This is a genomic window from Agromyces subbeticus DSM 16689, from assembly GCF_000421565.1.
GTDB classification, from domain to species: domain Bacteria; phylum Actinomycetota; class Actinomycetes; order Actinomycetales; family Microbacteriaceae; genus Agromyces; species Agromyces subbeticus.
Genome location: NZ_ATXG01000008.1, coordinates 104,950 through 124,470 on the forward strand (window position 1 = coordinate 104,950; position 19,521 = coordinate 124,470).

Consider the following 19,521-nt stretch of genomic DNA (forward strand, 5'->3'; position numbering starts at 1 on the left):
GGGCTACGCGTGCGTGAAGAACGACGCGTCCACGTCGCCTTCGCTCTCGCCGGTCTCCCCGGAGACGACGACGTGCGCGGGCGAGAGCAGGAACACCTTGCTCGTGACTCGCTCGATCTTGCCGTAGAGCCCCTGCGACAGGCCGCTCGCGAAGTCGATGAGGCGCCGTGCATCGGCATCCGACATCTGCGAGAGGTTGATGATCACCGGCACTCCCTCGCGGAAGGACTCGGCGATCACCTGAGCGTCACGGTATTGACGCGGGTGCACGGTCAGGATCTCGTTCATCTCCACCTGCGGTGTGCTCGGTTGGACGTGGTTCTTGCGCAGCGGGGTGACCGCCGCACCGGTCCGTGGTGCGGGCGCCGCGTGCACGACCGGGGCTACCGGTGCGGGCGCGTGGGCCTGCGGGGTCTCGTCTTCGAACTCCTCATCGGCGAGTCCGAGATAGACCATGGTCTTCTTGAGCGGGTTGGACATCGCTGCCTCCGTCTATGTGCCGTCTCTTCGAGGTTAACCGGCGACCGGCCGATTCCCGGTGATTGCCGTTCCTATTCGCAGGTGTGTCGCACCCTCCATGATCGCGTCGCGGAAATCGTGCGACATCCCCATGGACAGATCGTGCGCATCGGGTGCGAGTCGCCGGACCCGATCGGAGAGCACGCGCACGCGCGCGAACGCCGGGCGCGCCGGGGCGTCGAGCGGTGCCACCGCCATGAGACCCCGAAGCCTGAGCCCCGGCGTCTCGAGCACGCGTTCGACCAACGACTCGAGCGCGTCGGGCGCGGTGCCGCCGCGACCGGGGTCGTCGGTGAGGTTCACCTGCACGAAGCAGTCGACGGATGCCTCGTCGGAACGCAGCGCGTCCACGAGCGCCGGGCGGTCGACCGAGTGGATCGCCGAGGCGTATGCACGCACCTGTCTGGCCTTCTTGCTCTGCAGCTGACCGATGAAGTGCCAGCGCAGATCGAGGGCCGCGAGCTCAGCGGCCTTGGCCTGCGCCTCCTGGTGACGGTTCTCGCCGATGTCGCGGACACCGAGCTCCGCGAGCTCGGCGACGAGCGACGCCGGGTGGAATTTCGTGACGACGATGGTCGTGATCTCCTCGATGCCGCGGCCCGCTTCGGCCGCGGCATCCGTGATTCGCCCCGCCACCTCGGCGAGGCGACCGGCCAGGGTGTCGTCGGCCGCAGAGGCGCTCGCGCCACCGGCCCCGCTCACTTCAGGAAGTCGGGGATGTCGAGGTCGTCGTCGTCGCTGTCGAAGGCGGGGTCCGAGACGATCTGGTCGGCGGTCGCGGGTTCGACCTCGCCCCAGTTCGCCGTCTCGACGAGTTCGTCGATATCGATCTCGGCGATCACGTCGGCGGCTTCGCCGGAGATCGCGCCGCCACCGGCGGCCACGCCCACCGCGGCCGGTACGAAGTTCGTGCGCCGTGCCTCGGCCGGTTTCGCGTTCGGTTCGCCACCGTCGAAGCCCGCCGCGATGACGGTGACGCGCACCTCGTCGCCGAGCGTGTCGTCGATGACCGCACCGAAGATGATGTTGGCCTCGGGGTGCACGGCCTCCTGCACGAGTCTGGCGGCGTCGTTGATCTCGAAGATGCCGAGGTTCGAGCCACCCTGGATCGAGAGCAGCACACCGTGCGCGCCGTCGATCGATGCCTCGAGCAGCGGGCTCGCGACGGCGAGTTCCGCCGCCTTGATCGAGCGATCGGCGCCGCGCGAGGAGCCGATGCCCATGAGCGCGGATCCCGCTCCCTGCATGACCGACTTGACGTCGGCGAAGTCGAGGTTGATGAGCCCGGGCGTCGTGATCAGGTCGGTGATGCCCTGCACACCGGCGAGGAGCACCTGGTCGGCCGTCGCGAACGCCTCGAGCATCGAGATGCCGCGATCGCTGATCTCGAGCAGCCGGTCGTTGGGCACCACGATGAGGGTGTCGACCTCTTCCTTCAGCCGCGCGACGCCCTGTTCGGCCTGGGTCTGGCGGCGCTTGCCCTCGAAGCCGAACGGCTTCGTGACGACGCCGATCGTGAGCGCGCCGATGGACTTCGCGATGCGCGCGACGACCGGGGCACCGCCGGTGCCCGTGCCGCCGCCCTCACCGGCGGTCACGAAGACCATGTCGGCCCCCGCGAGCGCCTCTTCGATCTCTTCTGCGTGATCTTCGGCGGCTCGACGCCCGACCTCTGGGTCGGCGCCGGCGCCGAGACCGCGCGTGAGATCACGCCCGACGTCGAGCTTGACGTCGGCGTCCGACATGAGCAGCGCCTGCGCGTCGGTGTTGATCGCGATGAACTCGACTCCGCGGAGGCCGAGTTCGATCATGCGATTGACGGCGTTGACACCGCCGCCGCCGATACCGACGACCTTGATGACGGCGAGGTAGTTCTGGTTTGTCGACATGACCGGCCTTCCGTGCGAACTCTGAACCCTGAACCTCTAGTCGAAGGTTAAAGTTTTGCTGAGTATGCAATTCCTGAGATGACGCTAAGCGCCAGACGGGAGCGCTGACGAACGGCGCGCCCGCGTGTCGCGAATCGCCTCGCGGATCGGGCCGGAATCGCGCGATTCGGGCCGAACATCACCGCGTGACAGCGCTCTTGGGCGACGAGACGTCGTACTCGTCGACGGTGTCGGGGGGCGCTGCAGCCATGAGCTTCGCAAGAACGGCCGCCTTCTGCGTCGACTCCCCTGCGCTGCCCCAGACCACCGTCGCGCCCGACGCGAGCTCGAGGTGAACGTCGTCGGCGGTCGCCGCCGACGCCCCGACGAGCTGCACTCGCACCTCGGCCGGCAGACTCCTGATGACCGCCGCGGCGGCCCGGAACCCCTCGCCCGCGATGCCGCCCTCTGCGGTGATCAGCGGTTGGCCCTCCGGCCGTTCGGCCGGGCGCTCGATGACGACACCCGCGGCGTCGACCAGTTCGAGCCCCTCGCCCGTCTCGATCACTCCGACGGGCACGCGCTCGACGATGCGAACGACGAGCGTGCCCGGCGGGATCGTCTCGGTGGAGTAGGTCTCGATGAGCGCGAAGTCCGAGAGCGCCGCGAGCACATCGGCCCTCGAGATGAGCGGGAGCGGTGTGCCGAGGGTGTCGTCGAACGCCGCCTGCACCTCGGCCACCGGAATCCGCGATGCCCCTTCGACGCGCACGTCGCGCAACGCCATCAGTGGCGAGTAAGCGCCGACGGCGACCACCAGCACCAGCGCGACGATCGAACCCAGCACGATCGTCCAGACGATACGGCGCCGACGGGACCGCTTGGTGAAGCGCCGCACCTCGAGTCGTTCGTACCGCCGACGCTCGCGCGCCGCGGCCGCGAGTTCACGTCTGGCGGAACGGGCGCTCCGCTCCGGGGTGCGGGCGACCGAGCCGACGTCGTGCGTGAGCGCCGGATCTCCCGCGGTCGGCCGGGCCACGGGTTCCGAGGCGACCGCTGCAGCGGTCGCCACGCGGGGAACAGGTTGGGACGGAACCCCGGGCGTCGCCCGCACGACGTCGATCGGCTCGGTCGAGATCCGATCGGGATCGAATGATGCGGCCCCGGTGCCCGAACGCACGCCGATCGCCGGCGTCGCGCGCGAGAGCTTCGCCGGCACCTGGTTCGATTGCGGTGCCCGATCCGAGTCGGCGGCGACATCGGACTCGGCACGTCGGCTGCGCGATGGACGCGCGGCCGACCCGTCGAAGCCCTGTGGCCGCTTCACGAGGGCACCGTCGTCATCCGCGCTCCCGCTCGAGCGAGCCGAGCAGCTGCGGCACGATGCGATAGACGTCTCCGCAGCCGAGGGTGATCACGAAATCGCCCTCGCGCGCGATGCTCGCGGTGTAGTCGGCCGCCTGCTGCCAGTCGGACACGAATGCCACGTGCGACGCATCTCTGAACCGCTCGCTGACGAGCGCTCCGGTCACTCCGGGCTCGGGGTCCTCCCGAGCCCCGTAGACATCGAGCACGACGGTCTCGTCGGCGTACTGCTCGAGCACCTCGGCGAACTCCTTCGCGAAGAGTCGGGTGCGGCTGTAGAGGTGCGGCTGGTGCACGGCGATGATGCGCCCCTCCCCCACGACCGTGCGCGCAGCCGAGAGTGCAGCAGCCACCTCGGTGGGGTGGTGGGCGTAGTCGTCGTAGACGCTCACGCCGCCGACAGTGCCGTGCAGCTCGAAGCGCCGGCCGGTGCCCGCGAACCGGGCGATGCCGGCGAGCGACGCTGCCGGGTCGAGCCCGAGGCCGACGAGCACCGCGAACGCGCCGGCAGCATTGATGGCGTTGTGCCGACCGGGAATGCGGAGCTGAGCGTCGTAGTCGACGCCCTGGTAGGCGACGGTGAACGACACCGGGCCCTCGGTGCCGATCGAGTGCACCCGCACCGTGGCATCCTGCGCCTCGCCGAAGGTGATGACGCGTTCGTGCGCGAGTCGCGCTGCGACCCGGGTCGCCCCGGCGTCGTCGGAGGAGATCACGACGAACTCGCGAGCTCGATCGGCGAAGTCGACGAACGCCTGCTCGAAGGCCTCGAGCGATCCGTAGTGGTCGAGGTGGTCGGGGTCGACGTTCGTGACGAGAGCCACCGAGGTGTCGTAGAGCAGGAACGACCCGTCGGACTCGTCGGCCTCGACCACGAACAGCTCTCCCTCGCCCGCGGCCGACGAGACGCCGAGTTCTTCGATGACACCGCCGTTGACGAAGCTCGGGTCTTCGCCGAGGGCGAGCAGGCCGGTGACGACCATGCCCGTCGAGGTGGTCTTGCCGTGCGCACCGGCCACCGAGACGAGCCGCTGACCCGCGATGAGCGCCGCGAGAGCCTGGGAGCGGTGCAGCACCGGGAGTCCGCGCTCGAGGGCGAGCTGGTACTCGGGGTTGTCGAGCCAGAGCGCCCCGGTGACCACGACCGTGTCGACATCGTCGGAGAGGTTCTCGGCCGCGTGTCCGATGGCGACCTCTGCGCCGAGCGCCCGCAGCGCTGCGATGTTGTCGGAGTCGCGCACGTCGGAACCGGTGACCCGATGTCCGGCCTTCAGCATGAGTCTCGCGATGCCGCTCATGCCCGAACCGCCGATGCCGACGAAGTGCGCGGCGCCGAGTTCGGCGGGGATCTGGGCTGAGAGATCGGGCTTGATCGTCACGGTTCGGCTGTTCTTCCTCGGTGCGGTCGGGATGCGGTCGGGTCGGTCACTGAGTGCGCTGATCGGCGCACGTTTCGTGCGAGCGGATGCCGCGGCATCCGCTCACTCAACGTTACGCGCCTTGCCGGTGGCCATCGGCTGGCTCGCCGAGCGCCTCGTCGACGAGGGCGACCATGCGGTCGGTGCCGTCACGGAAGCCGACGGATGCGGAGGCTGCGGCCATCGCCCGCAATCGAGCGGCATCGGCGAGCAGGGCGAGCAGTTGCCCCGACACCCACTCGGGAACGAATGCGGCATCGTCGACGAGCACTGCACCGCCCGCGTCGACCACTCCGGCCGCATTGAAGCGCTGCTCGCCGTTGCCGACGGGGTACGGCACGAACACGGCGGGGATGCCGAGGGCGGCGAGCTCGCTCACGGTCGCGGCACCGGCCCGCGAGACGGCGGCGTCGGCCACGGCCATCGCGAGGTCCATGCGGTCGGCGTACTCGAGCACGTGGTAGCCCGCGATGCCCGGATCGGTGATGTCGGCATTGGCGCCCGTCACGTGGAGCACCTGCCACCCGGCGCCCGTGATGGCCGCCGCCGACTCGACCATGGTGCGGTTGATGCGCCGGGCACCGAGGGATCCGCCGGTGGCGAGGAGCACCGGCCGCTCGGGGTCGAGCTCGAAGTGGACGGCGGCCTCGACACGGCGCGACGGCGGATCGAGTGTCTCGATCTCCCGCCGGAGCGGCATGCCGACGAGACGCGCACGCGGCAGCGGAGTGCCCTCGAAGGCGACGCCGACCGTCGCGGCGAAGCGGGCGCCGAGCTTGTTCGCGAGACCCGGCCGAGCGTTCGCCTCGTGGATCGCGACCGGAACGCCGGCGCGGCGCGCGGCGAGGTACGCGGGCGTCGACACGTAGCCGCCGAAGCCGACGACGACATCGACCCCGCGTGCATCGATGATCTTCCGCACCGCAGAGACGGATGCGCGGAATCGCGCAGGGAATGCGAGGGCTGCCCGGTTCGGGCGTCGAGGGAACGGCACCTTCGCGATCGTCAGCAGCTCGTACCCGCGCGCGGGTACCAATCGGGCCTCGAGCCCTTCGGCCGTGCCGAGCACGAGCACGGATGCCGCGGGATCACGTTCGCGGAGGCGGTCGGCCACCGCGAGCAGCGGGTTCACATGACCGGCGGTGCCGCCGCCGGCGAGCAGGTACGTCGTCATCGCGCCGCCCGCGTGCCAGACGCGCGGCTCGCCTTGCGCGCCGCTGCTCGGGCCTCGGCCTTCGCTGCCAGGCGAGAGGCCGCCTCGGGGTCGCGCGCGACCGAGAGCACGATGCCGATCGCGAAGAGCGTGGTGAGCAGCGCAGTGCCGCCGGCTGAGACGAGCGGCAGCGGAACGCCGAGAACAGGGAAGACACCGAGCACGACACCGATGTTGACACATGCCTGGCCGATCACCCAGACGAGCACCGCTGCCGAGACGGTTCGCGCGAACGGGGTGCGCGCCGCGCGCAGCACCCGGCCGAGCGCCACCGCGAGCACCACGAACATGGCGATGACCACGATCGCCCCGACCAGGCCGAGTTCTTCGCCGATGATGGCGAAGATGAAGTCGTTGTCGGCGGCGGGCAGCCACGACCACTTCGCCGTCGAGTTGCCGAGACCCACGCCGAAGATGCCGCCGTTCGCGAGGGCGAACGAGCCGTGCAGGATCTGCCAGCAGTCGTTGACCGCGTCACCGCCGCCCCCACTCTCGCAGTTGGCGTCGAGGAAGGAGGTGATGCGCCGCATGCGATTCTCGCTCGAGACCGCGACGAGCACGAAGACGATGATCGCGGCGAAGATCGGGGGCAGCAGCAGCCGCAGCCGCACGCCGATGAGGAAGAGCGCACCGAGCAGCATCGCGCCCATGACCATGACCGTGCCGAGGTCGCCGCCGAGCAGCACGAGGCCGATCGCGCCGCCGCCCACGAGGATGATCGGCAGGATGCCGTGCACGAAATCGCCGAGCAGCGCCTCTTTCTTGGTCACGATGAGGCCGAGCCACATGACGAGCGCGACCTTGATGAGTTCGGAGGGCTGGAACTGCACCGGGCCGAGCTGGATCCAGTTCGTGTTGCCGCCGACCGTGATGCCGAGGCCGGTGGCCACCACGAGGAACTGCAAGAGGCACGAGACGAGGAGCGCCGGCCACGCCAGCCGCATCCAGAACTGCTCGGGCATTCTGCTCGCGATGAGCATGATGGGGATGCCGAACACCGCGTAGAGCCCTTGGCGCATCGCTTGGGCGAAGAAGCTCTCGTCTTCGAGGTGCGATTGCACCACCGACGCTGAGAGCACCATCACGAGGCCGAAGACCACGAGGAAGAGTGTCGTGCCGAGCAGCAGGAAGTAGTCGGCCGATTCGACGCGGAACACGCGTCCGAGCCGGATGCGGGCGGCGGAGATGCCGGGCCGGTCAGGCTCCTGGGAGCGGTTCACGCGGGGCGGAGTCGCCACCCGCCTCACCTCCCAGCATCGATCCGACGGCTTCGTGGAAGCGCCGCCCCCGGTCGCCGTAGTCGGTGAACTGGTCCATCGACGCTGCCGCGGGAGCGAGCAGCACGGTGTCGCCGTCTTCGGCGACCGCCGCTGCCAGCGCCACCGCGTCGGGCATCACCGTTTCAGTGTCATCCGTCACCACTTCGAACAGCGGCAGCTCGGGGGCGTGTCGGCGGAACGCGGCCACCAGCGCTGCACGGTCGACGCCGATCACGATGGCTGCACGGAGTCGACCGACGTGTGCTGCGACGAGCGCATCGGCGTCGACACCCTTCAAGAGGCCGCCGACGATCCAGACGACCGTGCCGAACGCTCGCAACGACGCTTCGGCCGCGTGCGGGTTCGTCGCCTTCGAGTCGTCGACCCAGCGGATGCCCCCGGACACCGCCACCGTCTCGATGCGGTGCGCGTCGAGCCGGAACTCGCCGAGCGCGTCGTGGATGGCCGCGACCGGAACGCCGAACGAACGGGCCAACGCCGAAGCGGCGAGGATGTTCGCGACGACGTGCGGAGCGGCAAGACCCCGCGGCTCGAGCTCTGCGAGCGTCGTGATCTCGAGTGCCGCAGAGCGCCGGTCGTCGAGGAACGCGCGGTCGCAGAGGATTCCGTCGACCACTCCGAAGTCGCTCGGTCCGGGAACATCGAGGCCGAACCCGATGGCGCGGGCGCCCTCTTCGACCTCTGCCTCTTCGACCATGCGGCGGGTGACCTCGTCGGCCCGGTTGTAGACGCACGCGATCTTGGTGTTCGCGTAGACCGTCGCCTTCGCGGCGCGATACGCCTCGGGAGACCCGTGCCAGTCGAGATGATCGTCGGCGATGTTCAGCACGACGCTCGACCAGGGGTGCAGCGCCCCAGGGCCAACGGCCGGCAAGTGGTGCAGTTGGTAGCTCGAGAGCTCGACGACGAGCACGTCGAAGCCGCCCGGATCGCGCACGGCGTCGAGCACCGGCACTCCGATGTTGCCGCACGGCGCGGCGCGCAGGCCGCCGGCAGCGAGGAAGGTGGCCGCCATCTGCACGGTCGTGGTCTTGCCGTTCGTGCCGGTGACGAGGATCCACTCGGCGGCGTTGACCTTGTCACGCACGCGCCACGCGAGTTCGATGTCACCCCAGACGGCGACCGACCCGGCCTCCGCCCACTCGAGCACGGGGTGATCGGGATGGAACCCTGGCGAGGCGACGATGAGCTCGGGCGCGAAGTCGATGAGCTCGGCGGGCACGGCATCGAGCGGATGCCGCAGCAGCTGCGCCCCGATGACCTCGAGGATGCGCGCACGATCGTCGTCGACCTCGGGCGCCGCGACGAGCACCGTCGCCCCCAGCTCGGTGAGCGTGTCGGCGACCGCGAAACCGGTGACCCCGAGTCCGAGCACCACGACGCGGAGCCCCGACCAGTCGGCGTTCCAGCTGGTCAGCGAGTCGAGACGATCGGGCACGGGCGAAGCGGCATCCGTCATCAGCTCTGCAGCCACTCGAAGTAGAAGGCGCCGACACCGGCCGCAACGAGCAAGCCGCCGATGATCCAGAAGCGCACGACGATCGTGACCTCGGCCCAGCCCTTCAGCTCGAAGTGGTGGTGGATCGGGCTCATCAGGAAGATGCGTTTGCCATGGGTGAGCTTGAAGTACGCGCGCTGCACGATGACCGAACCGGTCTCGATGACGAAGAGGCCGCCGATGAGCAGCAGCAGCAGTTCGGTGCGGCTGACGATCGCGAGCGCCGCGAGTGCGCCGCCGAGCGCGAGCGAGCCCGTGTCGCCCATGTAGATCTTGGCCGGGTTCGTGTTCCACCAGAGGAAGCCGATGAGCCCGCCGACGATCGCCGTGGCGACGATCGCGATGTCGAGCGGGTCGCGCACGTCGTAGCAGCGGTACTCGTCATCGGGATTCAGTCCGATCGCCGCACACGACTGGTTGAACTGCCAGAAGCCGATGATGACGAATGAGCCGATCGCCAGGATCGAGGCGCCGCCCGCGAGACCGTCGAGGCCGTCGGTCACGTTGACGCCATTCGAGGTGCCGACGGCGAGCAGGCAGATCCAGAGCACGTAGAGCACGACGCCGACGATCGTGCCGAAGACCATGAAGTCGAGGGGCAGATCGCGGATGAACGAGATCTTCGTGTCGGCGGGCGTGACACCGCGATTGTTCGGGAACTGGATCGCGAGCAGCGCGAAGGCGCTCGCGATGACCACCTGGCCCACGACCTTCGCCCAGCCGCCGAGCCCGAGGCTCTGCTTCTTGCGGGTCTTCAGGAAGTCGTCGACGAAGCCGACCACGCCGAGACCGACCATCATGAGCAGCACGAGCAGCCCCGAAGCCGTGGGCTTCTCATCGCTGACGAGCAGCGTTGCGACGAAGTAGCCGAACAGCGTGCCGAGGATGAAGATGATGCCGCCCATGGTGGGCGTGCCGCGCTTGACGTGGTGGCTCTTGGGCCCGTCGTCGCGGATGAACTGACCCCAGCCCAGGCGCACGAACAGCCGGATGAACAGCGGGGTCAGGAACAGCGTGAAGGCGAGCGACAACGCCCCAGCGGTCAGCAGTGCTCTCACGCGAGCCACTCTCCCAGTCGGTCATCGAGCAGGCCGGCGCTTCGCCCAGCCCCGCCGCGTTCCTGAACAGCGCTCACGCGAACCACGCTCTCCAGACGGTCGTCGAGCAGGCCGGCGCTTCGCCCAGCCCCGCCGCGTTCCTGAACAGCGCTCACGCGAACCATTCTCCCAGTCGGTCGCCCAGCAGGCGCAGACCCGCCGAGTTCGAGGATTTCACCAGAATCGTGTCGCCGGGGCGCACGGTGGACGTGACGAGGTCGAACGCCTCGTCTGCAGACTCGACGAAGGCGGACTCGCCGTCCCATGAGCCTTCGTTGATCGCCGTGATGTGCAGGCGACGAGCGCCGGCTCCGACGACGACGAGTTGCGAGATACCGAGGCGCACGGCCAGGAGGCCGATGCGATCGTGCTCCTCGCCCGAGAACTCGCCGAGCTCGCTCATCTCGCCCAGCACCGCGATGGTGCGGGAGCCGGGGTTCTTCACCTGAGCGAGCGTCTTGATCGCGGCCGACATCGAATCGGGGCTCGCGTTGTACGCGTCGTTGATGATCGTCACGCCGTCGCGGCCACCCATGACCTGCATGCGCCAGCGCTCGGCGAGCGTCACCTGTTCGAGCGCGTCGACGATCGCGGGCAGCGGCACGCCGAGCTCGAGTGAGGCCGCGATCGCGGCGAGTGCGTTCATGACGTGGTGCTCGCCGAGCACAGAGAAGTGCACCTGAGCCGAGCCTCCGCCGGGCACGGTGACGGTGAAGTCGGTGCCGCGAGCGTGGGTGCGGATGTCGGTGGCGCGCACGTCGGCCGTGTCGCCGAGTCCGAACCAGACTGCACGTGCAGCGGTGAGGCCCGCCATGGGCACCACCCGCGGGTCGTCGGCGTTCAGCACCGCGACATCCGTGTCGAGCAGCTCGGTGACCATCTCGGCCTTCGCCCGCACCGTCTGCTCGATGCCGCCGAACTCGCCGGCGTGTGCGAGGCCGACCTTCAGCACGATGCCGACGTCGGGTCGCGCCATGCGCACGAGCCGTGCGATCTCACCGACGGCGGACGCGCCCATCTCGGCCACGAGGAACTCGGTCGTCTCGGTGAGCTCGAGCATCGTGATCGGCGCACCGACCTCGTTGTTGAACGACGCTCGTGCTGCGACCGTCGGGCCGACACGCTCGAGCACGGTGCGCAGGAGGTTCTTCGTGGTCGTCTTACCGTTGGAACCGGTCACGCCGACGATGCGCAGCCGCCCCAGGCTGCGCACGCGCCGCACCACTTCGGTCGCCAACGCGCCCAGCGCATCGACCGAGTCGTCGACGATGATCTGCGGCACGGCGAGATCGAGCGGGTGCTCGACGATGAGCAGTGCCGCGCCCTGTTCGGCTGCGGCCGGTGCGAAGCGGTGGCCGTCATCGAACTCGCCGCGCTTGGCGACGAAGACTCCCCCGTCGCCGACCTCCCTGGAGTCGGTCGTGACGGTGCCGTCGATGATCGTGTCGGGTGCGTGCGTCGTTCCGTCGAGCCGGAGCGTGCCGCCGACGGCCGAGGCGATCTCGGCCAGGGTCAGGGCGATCACGCGAGCCACCCCGCATCACGCAGTGCCTGTTTCGCGTCGTCTCTGGCCGAATACGGAATCTTCACGCCCTTCACCTCGTGGTAGTCCTCGTGGCCGGGCCCGGCGTAGAGGATCGCGTCGCCCTCGCCCGCGAGGGCGAGCGCTGCCCGGAAGGCCTCGCGCGGGTCGGCGATCTCGTGGATCTCGCGATCGGGCACAGCGACCCGGGCGCCGTCGATGAGTGCGGCACGGATCGCCGCCGGATCCTCGAAGCGCGGGTGGAAGTCGGTGACCACGACGACATCGGCGCCGCGCGCGGCGATGGCACCCATCTCGGCGCGCTTCGTCGTGTCGCGGTCGCCGTCGGCGCCGAAGACCATGACCACACGGCCGTTGGTGCTGCGGCGGATCGCGCCGAGGGTCTGCAGGAAGGCATCGGGACTGTGCCCGTAGTCGATGTAGACGACGGGTCCGCGGTCGCCCGAGATGCGTTCGGCCCGGCCCGGGATGTACGCGTCGACGCCACCGTCGCGCTCGAGCGCGGCGGCGATGACGTCGAGGTCGTAACCCGCCTGGGTGAGCATCACGATCGCGAGGGCGGCATTGGCGGCCATGTACCAGCCGAGCAACGGCACTTGCGTCTCGAGACGGCGCCCGCCCGGACCCTCGAGCAGGAAGGAGGTGTGATCGGCACCCTCTTCGAGCACCGTGATGCGCCAATCGGCATCGACGCCGTCGACCGTCGTGAGCGTGGTGACCGGAATGCGCGACTCGGCGACGAGCCGGCCGCCCCACTCGGAATCGATCGTGATCACACCGCGACGCGATCGCTCGGGCTGGAAGAGCTCTCGCTTCGCCTCGAAGTACTCGTTCATCGAGGTGTAGTCGTCGAGATGGTCGTGGGTGAGGTTCGTGAAGCCCACCACGTCGAAGACGAGCCCGTCGACGCGGTGACGCGAGAGCGCCTGCGCCGAGACCTCGACGCCGACGGCTCGAACCTCGACCTCGCGCATGCGGGCCAGCAGCGCGTGCAGTTCGCTCGCCTCGGGCGTGGTGAGCGAGCTCGTCACGGCTTCGTCGCCGATGCGGCGCTCGGCCGTCGAGGTGAGCCCGGCCATCACGCCGAGCTGGCGCAGCATGCCGTAGAGCAGGTAGACGACGCTCGTCTTGCCGTTCGTGCCGGTCACCGCGAAGAGCGTGGCTGGATTCTCGGCAGTGCGGTGGATCCACGCGGCGACGTCGCCGAGTGCCGCACGCGCGTCGTCGGTGACGAGGATCGGCAGGCCCGCTTCGGCGGCGTGCACTGCACCCGCGGAATCGGTGAGCAGCGCGACGGCCCCGGCGTCGCGCGCCGCTGCGGCGAACTCGGCACCGTGGGCGTTTCGGCCGGGAACTCCGACGTAGAGGTCACCCGGTTGCACGGCCTTCGACGACAGGCCGACACCGGTCACCTCGATGCCGTCGATCTCGCCGAGCACGGTGAACTCGAACGCGTCGGCGAGGCCGGAGAGCGATCGGGGACTCGGGTGCTTCGGCCGGAGAGCCGTGAGAGGCGATCCGGTCACGAACCCAACTTTCTCACCAGGTAGCTGGCAGCTCGGGCGCCGGGGCGCCGGATGGAACGGTCCGGTACTTCTTCAGCACTTGGCTCATCACCTCTTGGAAGACGGGAGCGGATGCGGCGGACGAATTCATCTTAACGGCATTCATGTAGCTCACCGAAACGACGAACTGCGGGTCATCGGCGGGCGCAAAACCCGACACCGAGACGAGGTACTCCTTGAGGTAGCCGCCCTCGCCGTCGGGCACCTGTGCCGTGCCCGTCTTGGCCGCGACCCGGTACCCGGGAATGTTCCACTCGTCGGAGAGCCATGCGTCCTGATAGACCCGCTCGAGCATCTGGCTCGTCGCGTTCGCCGCTTCGGGCGAGATCACCTGTTCTCCTTGCGAGGCAGGGGAGGTCGCAGTGCCGTCGTCGCCGACGCATCCGTCGACGAGGCTGACCGGCATGCGGACCCCGCCGTTCGCGATCGTCTGGTAGGCGCTCGCGATCTGCACGGCGGTCGTGGTGAGCCCCTGGCCGAACATGGTCGCGTATTTGGTCTGGTTGTCCCAGTCGTCGGGGTCTCCGTGCAGGTCGCCGGGTTCCTCCGCGGGGAAGTCCACCTCGGTCTTGGCACCGAGTCCGAACTTCAGCATGTCGTCGTACCGCGCCCGGTCGGTCATGAGCTCGCCGAACTGCGACATGCCCGTGTTCGACGACTCCACGAGCACGCCCGTGAGAGTCAGGTTCTGGTCGTCGTGACCGGAACTGTCATTGATGTTCGCCCCGTTGGGGAAGACGATGCGATACGGCGCGACGACCTGGCTCAACGGGTCGGCTTTGCCTGCGTTGATGACGGATGCAGCGGTCAGCGCCTTGAACGTCGACCCGGGCTCGAACGGAGCGGTGAAGGAGCGAGAGCCGCGATCCGCCTTGTCGGTCGCCGAGGGATCGTTCGGGTCGACCGTCGGCACGTCGGCGACAGCCAGCAATCGCCCGGTCTTCACCTCCATGACGGTGACCATCGCCCAGGATGCCCCGACCGCTTGCCGTTGCGCCTCTGCGATGCGCTGCACTTCCCACTGCAGATCGGTGTCGATCGTGAGTTTCAGCGTGCCGCCGTCGTGCGCCTGCTCGTGGACGATCTCGGTCCCGGGGATCTTCACCCAGTCCTGCAGGCTGTGCAGGTAGCTCACTTCGCCGTTGGCACCGGCGAGGCACTTGTCTTCGGCGAGCTCGATACCGGCGACCGGAGCGCCATCAGGGTCGACCCAGCCGACGAGGTTGCCGGCGACGGCGCCGTTCGGGTACCGGCGGCTCGGGTGCTCGTCGGCATAGACCCACGGGATGTCGAGCGCCTTGACCCGTTCGTAGGTCTCGGTGTCGACGAGCTTGGCGACGTAGGCGTAGTCGGAGTCGGGATCCGCTGCGAGCTCGGACGCGATGATGCCCTGCACCTGGTCGCCGGTGAGCCCGACCTCGGCGCCGAGTTCGGCCGCGAGCTGCGCAAGCGGCACTTCGACCTCCATCGTCTTGTCGGGATTCTCGGGATCGGGCACGTCGCGCTCGACGAGCGCCTTCGACGCCTGCTTCGGCGACAGCACGATGTCGTAGCGCATGACACTGTCGGCGAGCACCTTGCCGTTCGCGTCGACGATGTCGCCACGTGAGCCCCAGACGGTGACGGGCTGAGACCGCGCATCCTGAGCCTGTTCATTGAGTTCCGAGGCGCGAACGACCTGGATGTCGACGAGCCGCACGACGAACACGCCCACGAGCGCGATCAGCAGTGCCGCCGAGAGCAGGATCCGCCGCATCGGATGACGACTGGTGCGGTTCTTCACTTCGATCCTCGCAAACGATCGTGCGGTCAGTGCGTGGCGGGCGTCGGGAGGGCCCCCTCGACCGGCGCCTGCGTCGCCGCGTCGGCGGCCTGATCAGGGATTCCCCCGGTCGGAGTCTGCCCCGAAGCCTGCTCGCCGCTCGGCGGCACGCCGTCGATGAGCGCATTCGGGACGAGCGGTGCAGACGCCGAAGCGCCGCCAGTCGCCGCGGTGGGCTGACCGAGCACTGCGCCGTCGGAGAGCCTGAGGTAGACCGGGTTGGCGTTCGGGACCATGCCGAGCCCTTCGGCCTTCGTCGCGAGGAACTGCGGCGACTCGACGCGGTCGAGCTCTTCGGCGAGCTTCTGCTCCTCACGGGTGAGCGTGCCCTGCTGGGTCTGCAGTCCGTCGATCTCGTACGCTCCCTGCGTGACGGCGATCGAGAGCAGGAGCTGCGCGACGATGATGATCGCCACCCCGCCGAGCGCGATGACCGCATAGGCGAGGCGCGGCTTCTGGCGGACGGCCCGTTCGGGGGCGGGGCGCAAGCGGCGCGGAGCACGTTCGGGTCCGACCCGGCGCGGTGCCGGAATGGACTGGGCCGGCAGTGCGCTCATGACGGCCTCCTGACTCGTTCGGCGGCTCGGAGCCGCACGGGCTTCGCACGCGGGTTCTCAGCCTGCTCGGCCTCGCTCGCGAGTTCGGCCCCTCGCACGAGGAGCTTGAACACGGGGCGATGCTCGGGCAGCTCCATCGGCAGCCCGGCGGGTGCCGTGGAACTGGAGGCGGCGCTGAGCGCGCGCTTGACGATGCGGTCTTCGAGCGACTGGTAGGCCAGCACGACGATGCGACCGCCGACGGCGATCGTGTCGAGGGCGGCGGGCATCGCCCGCTCGAGCACCGAGAGTTCTTCGTTCACCTCGATGCGGAGGGCCTGGAAGACGCGTTTCGCCGGGTGTCCCTGGCGCTGGATCGCGACCGGAGTCGCCGCCTGGATGATGGAGACGAGCTCGGCCGAACGGTTGATCGGGGCCTCCGCTCGCGCTCGGACGATCGCGCGTGCGTATCGTGCGGCGAGCTTCTCCTCGCCGTAGTCGAGGAAGATGCGACGCAGTTCCTCTTCGCTCTCTTCGGCGATGACGTCGGCCGCTGTGCGGCCGCTCGTGAAGTCCATGCGCATGTCGAGCGGCGCATCCTTCGAGTAGGCGAAGCCGCGCTCGGCGCGGTCGAGCTGCAACGACGAGACGCCGAGGTCGAAGAGCACGCCCTGCACCTCGCTGAAGCCCTCCGAACGCACGGCGCGCGCGATGCCGTCGTACACGGTGTGCACGAACCGTGCACGATCGCCGAATCTGGCGAGTCGCTCGCGGGCGATGTCGAGGGCATCGGTGTCGCGGTCGAGACCGATGACGGTGAGACGCGGGAAACGCTCGAGGAATGCCGCGGTGTGACCGCCCATGCCGAGCGTCGCGTCGACGAGCACGGCGTCATCGCCCTCGAGGGCTGGAGCCAGGAGTTCGAGCGTGCGCTCGAGCATGACCGGGGTGTGAATGCGTTCGATGTCCATGATTCCTCCTCGCCTTCCGGGCCTCGGGTTCGGATCCCCATCCGTTCGTCCTGATGCGGGGAAGTGCACCAGGCGCGGCCGGCTGGGAGTCGGAGCCCGAGGATCAGAAGAGCCCGGGGATCACCTCCTCCGCCGTATCCGCGAAGGCCGCCTCTTGCTCGGCGAGGTAGCTCTGCCACGCCGTCGCGTCCCAGATCTCCACCCGGCTGCCCGTTCCGATGACCGTGAGGTCGCGGTCGAGGCCGGCGTACGCACGAAGCGTGGCGGGGATGGTGACGCGATGCTGCTTGTCGGGGGTCTCCGCGGAAGCCCCCGAGAGGAAGACGCGCATGTAGTCGCGCGCCTGCTTGCTCGTTACCGGGGCCTGGCGGATCTTGTCGCTCATGCTCTCGAACTCACGCGCACTGAACACGTAGATGCAGTGCTCCTGCCCACGCGTGAGCACGAGACCGCTCGAGAGCTCCTCCCGGAACTTCGCCGGAAGAATGACGCGGCCTTTCTCATCGAGCTTCGGTTCATAGCTGCCGAGGAACACCACACCACCCCCTTTCCTCCGGCCAGAATCCAGGTAACCCCACTTTACTCCACTCTCATCCACCGATCAACGACATTCGCTCGTTTTCGGCACTTTTCAGCTGGGAGTTCCCCGTCAACACTGGAATCCGCGCCGTGGAGCGGAGTGGAGGAAATGCGGTCGGGGGTGGATGCCCAGCCGGCGTGTTCGTGGGAGGCCACGGCGCAGCGGGCCGGAGTTCAGCCTCGGGCGCGCTGAATTCCGGCCTTCAGGCCGACGCGCGCACGAAAAAACGGGCCGATCCGAAGATCGACCCGTTCAGGTGGTGCGAAGTGGAGGGCTCAGTCATGGCCGTCTTGACGGCGGTCCCAGCGATCGTTCATGCGGTCCATGAAGCCCCCGCCGGTGGTGCGACGACCCGACTGGGCATTCGCGGCCGGCTCGGACGGAGCGGCAGACACAGCCCCGCGCTTCGACGGCGTGGTCGCAACGAGTACCCCGGCGAACATCACGGCGAAGCCGATGACACCGATGACGAGCAGCTGCGAAGCCACCCCGGCGATGAGTGCGCCGGCGCCGGCGACGGCGAGCAGCACGCCGAGCACGATGGCTCGGTAGTTCGGTCGGCGTCCCCGAACGCCGCCGACTGCATGCACGAAGTCGGCGTCATTGCGATAGAGGTTGCGCTCCATCTCCTCGAGAAGACGTTGCTCCTGCTCTGAAAGCGGCATCTCATTCCCCTCAGGCTCGGGATCGACGCATCCGAGTCCATTCTAGCCCTGCCCCGCCTCGCTAGGCTAGGCGGGTGGCTCACGGTTCCCGGCTCGTCGATTTGGTGCACGAACGCATCGAGGATTTCCTCGCCGAACGCACTTCCATTCTCCGGGAGATCAGCCCCGACCTCGAACCGTTGGACGCGTTCTCAAGGCGGTTTCTCAGCGGCGGCAAGCGCTTCCGCGCGCTCTTCTGCTACTGGGGCTGGGAAGCGGTCGGCGGGCGCGGGTTCGACCCGTTCGCAGACGATCGCGGCCGTGATCGATTCCCCGTCGTCTCCGCGGCCTCAGCGCTCGAGATCTTCCACGCAGCGGCACTGCTTCACGACGACATCATCGACAACTCCGACACGCGCAGAGGTGCGCCATCGGCGCACCGCCTGTTCGAGGGGTTGCACGCCGAGTCGGGCTGGGCGGGCAGCTCGGGCGAATTCGGCCGGGCTTCGGCGATCCTGCTCGGTGACCTGCTCCTCGGGTGGAGCGACGAGCTGCTCGACGAGGGACTCGCCGCCCTTCCCGACCGCGACGCCGCTCGCGCCGCACGTGCCGCGTTCATGCGCATGCGCACCGAGGTGACCGCAGGCCAGTACCTCGACATCCTCGAGGAACGAGCCTGGCTCACCCAGTCCGACTCCGAGCAGCGCCTTCGCGCTGAACGCGTGATCATCTACAAGGCGGCGAAATACAGCGTCGAGGCGCCCCTCGTGATCGGTGGCGCCATCGCGGGCGCCTCGAGTGCGCAATTCGCAGCCCTGCGCGCGTTCGGGCTGCCGCTCGGCATCGCCTATCAGCTGCGCGACGACCTGCTCGGCGTCTTCGGGGACCCCGAGGTCACCGGCAAGCCGAGTGGCGACGATCTCAGAGAGGGCAAGCGCACGATGCTGATCGCGAGCGCTCGCGAACGACTCGCCCCTGGGCAGCGACGCCTGCTCGACGAGTTGCTCGGCGACCCCGAGCTCGAATCCGAACAGGTGCGGATGCTGCAGCGCACCATTCGCGAATGCGGCGCGGTCGACGAGATCGAAGCGCTCATCGCCGCGAACGTCGCGACAGCCATGTCGGCGCTCGATGATGCTCCGCTTAGCCGCGACGCGCGCGCCGAACTCGGCTCACTCGCGAGAGCGGTCACCCGCCGCACGAGCTGAACGACGCGTCGGCCGCCTTGCAGCCTGGTCTCAGGCGAGCGCCTGGGCGATGCGGCGAACCTCGGCCTTGCGACCGGCACGGAGTGCGGCGATCGGCGAGGTGCCCAGGCTGTCTTCCTCGGCGAGCATCCACTCGAGGGCCTCGGTATCGGTGAACCCGGCGTCGGCGAGCACGTTGGCCGTGCCGTGCAGCTCGGGCAACGGCTCGTCGTCGCGCAGGAATACGGCGGGCACCTTCAGCACGCCGTCGATGCGCGCGGCGAGCAGGTGCCTGTCGTCGATGAGCCGGCGGATGCGGCTCGGGCTCTGCCCGAGCATCTCGACGAGGTCGGGAACGGTCAGCCAGTCGGTTTCGGCAGCTTCGGTCACGGGTCAAGACTGCCATGAGCCGGTG

At 68.9% G+C, this 19,521-nt stretch carries 18 protein-coding genes; 1 reads left to right on the forward strand and 17 read right to left on the reverse strand.

Annotated elements, in window-relative coordinates:
* Positions 1–3: 3 nt before the first annotated feature.
* The 16 genes from H521_RS0112370 to H521_RS0112445 form a co-directional block, all read right to left on the reverse strand.
* On the reverse strand, positions 4–480 hold the full coding sequence (locus H521_RS0112370; RefSeq protein WP_022893338.1) for a cell division protein SepF: 477 nt from the start codon (positions 478–480) through the stop codon (positions 4–6).
* A 33-nt stretch (positions 481–513) separates the two neighbouring features.
* On the reverse strand, positions 514–1,221 hold the full coding sequence (locus H521_RS0112375; protein WP_022893339.1) for a YggS family pyridoxal phosphate-dependent enzyme: 708 nt from the start codon (positions 1,219–1,221) through the stop codon (positions 514–516).
* Complete coding sequence (gene ftsZ / locus H521_RS0112380; RefSeq protein ID WP_022893340.1) at positions 1,218–2,408, reverse strand: cell division protein FtsZ; 1,191 nt, start codon at positions 2,406–2,408, stop codon at positions 1,218–1,220. The genes H521_RS0112375 and ftsZ overlap by 4 nt, the downstream gene beginning before the upstream one ends.
* Before the next feature lie 178 nt (positions 2,409–2,586).
* Positions 2,587–3,714, reverse strand: a complete 1,128-nt coding sequence (locus H521_RS23125) for a cell division protein FtsQ/DivIB (RefSeq protein ID WP_022893341.1) — start codon at positions 3,712–3,714, stop codon at positions 2,587–2,589.
* A 13-nt stretch (positions 3,715–3,727) separates the two neighbouring features.
* On the reverse strand, positions 3,728–5,131 hold the full coding sequence (murC, locus tag H521_RS0112390) for a UDP-N-acetylmuramate--L-alanine ligase (protein ID WP_022893342.1): 1,404 nt from the start codon (positions 5,129–5,131) through the stop codon (positions 3,728–3,730).
* Between the two features lie 112 nt (positions 5,132–5,243).
* A complete protein-coding gene (gene murG, locus H521_RS0112395; protein WP_022893343.1) occupies positions 5,244–6,344 on the reverse strand; it encodes an undecaprenyldiphospho-muramoylpentapeptide beta-N-acetylglucosaminyltransferase in 1,101 nt (366 codons plus the stop codon).
* A complete protein-coding gene (ftsW, locus tag H521_RS23130; protein WP_022893344.1) occupies positions 6,341–7,621 on the reverse strand; it encodes a putative lipid II flippase FtsW in 1,281 nt (426 codons plus the stop codon). Before ftsW ends, murG begins: the two co-directional genes overlap by 4 nt.
* Positions 7,581–9,122, reverse strand: a complete 1,542-nt coding sequence (murD, locus tag H521_RS0112405; protein WP_022893345.1) for a UDP-N-acetylmuramoyl-L-alanine--D-glutamate ligase — start codon at positions 9,120–9,122, stop codon at positions 7,581–7,583. The genes ftsW and murD overlap by 41 nt, the downstream gene beginning before the upstream one ends.
* Entirely contained in the window at positions 9,122–10,219 is a 1,098-nt protein-coding gene (mraY, locus tag H521_RS0112410) for a phospho-N-acetylmuramoyl-pentapeptide-transferase (protein WP_026482235.1), read from the reverse strand. Before mraY ends, murD begins: the two co-directional genes overlap by 1 nt.
* 151 nt (positions 10,220–10,370) lie before the next feature.
* Positions 10,371–11,783, reverse strand: a complete 1,413-nt coding sequence (locus H521_RS0112415; RefSeq protein WP_026482236.1) for a UDP-N-acetylmuramoyl-tripeptide--D-alanyl-D-alanine ligase — start codon at positions 11,781–11,783, stop codon at positions 10,371–10,373.
* Positions 11,780–13,327: a Mur ligase family protein gene (locus H521_RS0112420; protein WP_022893348.1), complete on the reverse strand. Its 1,548-nt coding sequence runs from the start codon at positions 13,325–13,327 to the stop codon at positions 11,780–11,782. Before H521_RS0112420 ends, H521_RS0112415 begins: the two co-directional genes overlap by 4 nt.
* Before the next feature lie 13 nt (positions 13,328–13,340).
* Positions 13,341–15,149, reverse strand: coding sequence for a peptidoglycan D,D-transpeptidase FtsI family protein (locus tag H521_RS0112425; protein ID WP_026482237.1), 1,809 nt, complete (start codon positions 15,147–15,149; stop codon positions 13,341–13,343).
* Positions 15,150–15,175: 26 nt separating this feature from the next.
* Positions 15,176–15,745: a cell division protein FtsL gene (ftsL, locus tag H521_RS23135; protein WP_022893350.1), complete on the reverse strand. Its 570-nt coding sequence runs from the start codon at positions 15,743–15,745 to the stop codon at positions 15,176–15,178.
* On the reverse strand, positions 15,742–16,695 hold the full coding sequence (gene rsmH / locus H521_RS0112435) for a 16S rRNA (cytosine(1402)-N(4))-methyltransferase RsmH (RefSeq protein ID WP_022893351.1): 954 nt from the start codon (positions 16,693–16,695) through the stop codon (positions 15,742–15,744). Before rsmH ends, ftsL begins: the two co-directional genes overlap by 4 nt.
* Before the next feature lie 103 nt (positions 16,696–16,798).
* A complete protein-coding gene (gene mraZ, locus H521_RS0112440; protein ID WP_026482238.1) occupies positions 16,799–17,230 on the reverse strand; it encodes a division/cell wall cluster transcriptional repressor MraZ in 432 nt (143 codons plus the stop codon).
* Between the two features lie 320 nt (positions 17,231–17,550).
* Complete coding sequence (locus H521_RS0112445; RefSeq protein ID WP_022893353.1) at positions 17,551–17,940, reverse strand: DUF3040 domain-containing protein; 390 nt, start codon at positions 17,938–17,940, stop codon at positions 17,551–17,553.
* A 74-nt stretch (positions 17,941–18,014) separates the two neighbouring features.
* Here H521_RS0112445 and H521_RS0112450 point away from each other — a divergent pair, with 74 nt between their 5' ends.
* Positions 18,015–19,127: a polyprenyl synthetase family protein gene (locus H521_RS0112450; RefSeq protein ID WP_022893354.1), complete on the forward strand. Its 1,113-nt coding sequence runs from the start codon at positions 18,015–18,017 to the stop codon at positions 19,125–19,127.
* Between the two features lie 30 nt (positions 19,128–19,157).
* Here H521_RS0112450 and H521_RS0112455 read toward each other — a convergent pair whose 3' ends face one another.
* The gene (locus H521_RS0112455) at positions 19,158–19,496 is read right to left on the reverse strand and encodes an Rv2175c family DNA-binding protein (protein ID WP_022893355.1); all 339 of its coding nucleotides are present in this window, start codon (positions 19,494–19,496) and stop codon (positions 19,158–19,160) included.
* Positions 19,497–19,521: the final 25 nt, after the last annotated feature.

Coding starts and splice junctions, on each gene's coding strand:
- H521_RS0112370 (WP_022893338.1), bottom strand. CDS start 480: ATGTCCAACCCGCTCAAGAAGACCATGGTCTATCTCGGACTCGCCGAT.
- ftsZ (WP_022893340.1), bottom strand. CDS start 2,408: ATGTCGACAAACCAGAACTACCTCGCCGTCATCAAGGTCGTCGGTATC.
- murG (WP_022893343.1), bottom strand. CDS start 6,344: ATGACGACGTACCTGCTCGCCGGCGGCGGCACCGCCGGTCATGTGAAC.
- murD (WP_022893345.1), bottom strand. CDS start 9,122: ATGACGGATGCCGCTTCGCCCGTGCCCGATCGTCTCGACTCGCTGACC.
- ftsL (WP_022893350.1), bottom strand. CDS start 15,745: ATGAGCGCACTGCCGGCCCAGTCCATTCCGGCACCGCGCCGGGTCGGA.
- rsmH (WP_022893351.1), bottom strand. CDS start 16,695: ATGGACATCGAACGCATTCACACCCCGGTCATGCTCGAGCGCACGCTC.
- H521_RS0112445 (WP_022893353.1), bottom strand. CDS start 17,940: ATGCCGCTTTCAGAGCAGGAGCAACGTCTTCTCGAGGAGATGGAGCGC.